Consider the following 3,636-nt stretch of genomic DNA (forward strand, 5'->3'; position numbering starts at 1 on the left):
CGCCGGAAGTGCATCGGTCTTCATCTGATCGGGGCCGTTCGCGTGTCTCATTCAGCCATCACAGTACCTTTGAGGTATGCCATTTCTGTATGCTGTCGCGGATTGGACGTGCAGGAGACGCCCGAACGCCGGTCGTCAGTCGATGCCGAGTTTGGCACCGATGTCGGCGGCAAGCTGGTCTTCGGAATAGGTCGTGGTCACCCTGGATCCATCCAGATCGGCAAGGGCCTGCGCGATGGTTTCGTCGACGGGCGAGAAAAACCCGTTCTGTTTCGTTGCCAGGACGAAGATCTGGTCTCCGTCCCGGTTGCGGATGTCGCCGATATGATGAAGCTGGCGGCCGGTGTTCTGATCCTTGGAGATCACGCGGCCGTTCATGGTGACACGGATGGACGGGCTCGCTTCGGAGGCGGTTGCCACGCTGCCGCCGACATGGATGATCAGGCCTTCCGCCTTGGGTTGCTGGCGTGGCTGCCTGGAAGCTGAATAGCCGCCGCCGCTGATCTGGTCGGCAAGGCGAACGATGGTCGAGCGGTTCTGCTCGATCAGCCTTTTGACCTGGACGTCCTCGCGCCGCGGGCCATCCCGCTTGGAGATGATCTCAACCATGAATCCTCCCAGATTCGCTCGGGCTTGGCCGAGGGTACGGCTCACTTCTTGTTCTTTTGAGGTGAGCCTACACCGCCTCGGTGAGGTTCGCCATCGATAACATATAGCACCAGAGTTCCGGTCGCTGGTAGCAGGTGGCTGCTACACATTTGGAAGCGGACGACAAACGATAAATGACTTCAGGGTCGCCTGTGGGAGAGTCCGTGCGGCCGCACTGATCGATGTTGGCTGCCGATCCCTCAGGTGGGTACGAGCCCATAGGCAAGGCCCATCTTCGTCCTTGCCATGGTGGTTGATGACGCGTCCACCAGAAGGCGTTTGCCCCAGCTCTCGTCCCGATCGATTTGAAAGCCGACGTCGCGCAACATGGCAAACAGGCATTCCCTGTTGGGGACCCAGAAATTGGTGATGTCGCCGGCAAGTGTCCCTGCTTCGTAGTACTGCGCGACCGCGACGCCGGGCATCAGCTCCGGTTCGAACTGCGTTTCAACAAGCAGGCGGCTCCGACACAGCTGCGCAACGATGTTCAGCGCGCGCATCATATCGGGCAGATGGTAAAGAACACCTAGAAACAGGACGATATCGAACTCGCCAATATCGGAGCCGGGAATGTCGTACAGGTTCATCTGCCGGTAGTCGAATTCCAAACCGGTAAGTTGCTCCATGGCTTCGAATCCATGGCCATTCTTGGCCCGATAATCGACCACCGTTACCTGTGCTCCGCGGCGAGCCATGTTCATCGAAAAAAAGCCGTCCGACGGGCCTATGTCCAACACCTGCAGGCCGGTCATATCTTTAGGCAATCGCAGTTTTTCGAGCAGGAACTGGGGATCGTAGGAGCCCGGCGTGACCACGCCGGGGTACACTTCAAATTTGTGGTGCCAATGCGGCACCTTTGAAACGGTCGCGCGGGCTCTGTCTTGGTCACCGGAGGTCACTGGTGCTCTGGAGTGCATCTCTCTAATCTCCAATCCAAGTCCTGCTTCTATCAGGAGACAAAAATTTGCCCCGAACATCACATGCCGGTTATGTGCGCCAGGCGGCGACTATGCATGCGGGGTCCATCGTTGCCAACAGTTCAACTGATGTCCCCGACCGCAATCGGGAGCGCATGGCGCCGTCCCTCCGCAGGGTTCGATCGCCTTTTGGTGCCGGACGCGTATCCTTGGAACTCTTATGACCAGCAGAACCGCCATAGTTGTCGTCGGGATGCACCGCAGCGGCACGTCCGCGCTGGCGCGCATGCTCAGCCTTCTCGGTGCCTCCCTGCCGCGCAACCTCAACCCAGCGGGTCTGGGCAACGAGATCGGCCATTGGGAGCCGGAAGCCGCCGTGCGCCTCAACGACCAGATCCTGGATCTGGCGGAATCGCCCGTAAACGATGTCAAGGGACCGTCGAGCGAATGGCTGCAACGGCCCGCGGCACAAGCCTTCATCGACAGGTTGAAAGATCTGATCGTCGATGAATATGGCGACGATCCGCTCTTCGTGCTGAAGGATCCGCGGATCTCGCTCCTTTTTCCCTTGTGGCGCGCCGCGCTGGCCAAACTGGAAATACGGTGCGTCGCGGTCGTCATCTCGCGCAATCCCATGGAAGTCGCGCTTTCGCTGGCGAAGCGACAGAGCCTCGCAGGTGACTGGCAATCCTGGCCTCTGGAGCGGGGAGGCCTGCTGTGGTTGCGGTACAATCTGGCCGCCGAGGAACACACGCGCGACGTCGACAGGGCGTTCTGCGACTATTCGACGTTGCTGGACGACTGGAGGTCGGTCGCCCGCCGCCTCGGCGATGAACTCAAGATCGCGTGGCCAAGATCCATCCCGGATGCCGCTGCCGAGATCAATGGCTTTCTGTCGCGGGAACTGCGGCACCATCAAGAACCCGAGGATCTGGATTGCCGTCAGGGCGTGTGGTCTGCATGGATCGCGCCGATCTTTTCCGAACTGCGTGGCGCTGCCGAAGGCCGCGTGCCTGATCCGGCCGTTTTCGGCGCGGTGAAGCAGTCATTCGACGATGTCTATGCCGGCATTCAGCATCCGCCTGCGCCGCCGCGATCGTCAGGCCGCCTACGCGTCATGCGTCGGGGCGCGGGCAAGCGAAAAATATGCCTTGTCGGCGACCTGTTTTGGAAGCCTGTCCAGGGTGACGGCGCGGCGAGAGCCGCGGTTGGCGCCGCCATAGCCGCCGGCATCGACGTTTCCATCGTCGACATCGGCGCATTTACCGAGGCGGACGAGAATGCCTTCGCGGCCTTTGCCGAAAACCATTCCTTCGACATCGAACATCTCGACGCAGACGGCCCGCTGGACCAGCCGCCCTTTCTGGCTTCAACGATCCAGTTGTTGAGACACCTCCGCGCCAAGCACTTCGACGTCATTCTTTTTCAGGACCGGGATGGCCTTGGCCATGCCAGCGCCGTGGCAAAGCAGACGGGACTGACTTTCGACGGCGTGTCGCTGGCCGTTGTGGCCGTGGGAAGCGCCGACTGGATCAGGCGGCAGGAAGGCGAATTTCCATCAAGCCTGGTGACGATTGGCATCGAGCATCTGGAAAAAATCGAACTCGAGCGAAGCACCGCCCAGGCGATCATCGCCGCCAACAGCAATGCCGTGAAGGGCGAGGTCGGTCGATATGTACAAAGCTTGCAGGTCGCCCTGGAAGAGCGATCGAAAGATGCCAGGGAGGCAGCGCGTTACGCGAACTCCCTGGAAGACACATTGGCCCAGTTGCGGAAGGCGAACGAGGCCGCGGCCGAATACGCCAGAAGCCTTGAACAGTCCCGGGCCCAGGCCGAGGAGGCCGCCAGCGGCGATGCCCTGAAGGGCGAGGTTGGCCGATATGTGCACAGCTTGCAGGTCGCCCTGGAAGAGCGGTCGAAAAATGCCGAGGAGGCGGCGCGTTACGCGAGATCCCTTGAAGAGACGGTGGCTCAGCTGCGGGAGGCGAATGACGCCACGACCGAATACGCCAGAAGCCTAGAACAGTCGCGGGCCCAGACCGAGGAGGCGGCGCGTTACACGAGCTCCTTG

3 protein-coding genes are annotated in these 3,636 nt (G+C 60.8%); 1 reads left to right on the top strand and 2 read right to left on the bottom strand.

Annotated features, from left to right (window positions below; genetic code table 11):
- Window positions 1-135: 135 nt before the first annotated feature.
- Together ACXJ7R_RS27450 and ACXJ7R_RS27455 are read right to left on the bottom strand one after the other, a co-directional pair.
- Window positions 136-609 carry a hypothetical protein gene (locus ACXJ7R_RS27450; RefSeq protein WP_457154561.1) on the bottom strand — a complete coding sequence of 158 codons (474 nt, stop codon included), beginning with the start codon at window positions 607-609 and terminating at the stop codon, window positions 136-138.
- Window positions 610-848: 239 nt separating this feature from the next.
- Window positions 849-1,547 (bottom strand): class I SAM-dependent methyltransferase, encoded by a 699-nt coding sequence (locus tag ACXJ7R_RS27455; protein WP_457154562.1) that lies wholly within the window; start codon window positions 1,545-1,547, stop codon window positions 849-851.
- Window positions 1,548-1,851: 304 nt separating this feature from the next.
- Here ACXJ7R_RS27455 and ACXJ7R_RS27460 point away from each other — a divergent pair.
- A partial coding sequence (locus ACXJ7R_RS27460; RefSeq protein WP_457154563.1) for a hypothetical protein occupies window positions 1,852-3,636 on the top strand: 1,785 nt, incomplete at its 3' end.

It is taken from the genome of Mesorhizobium sp. P5_C1, from assembly GCF_054049815.1.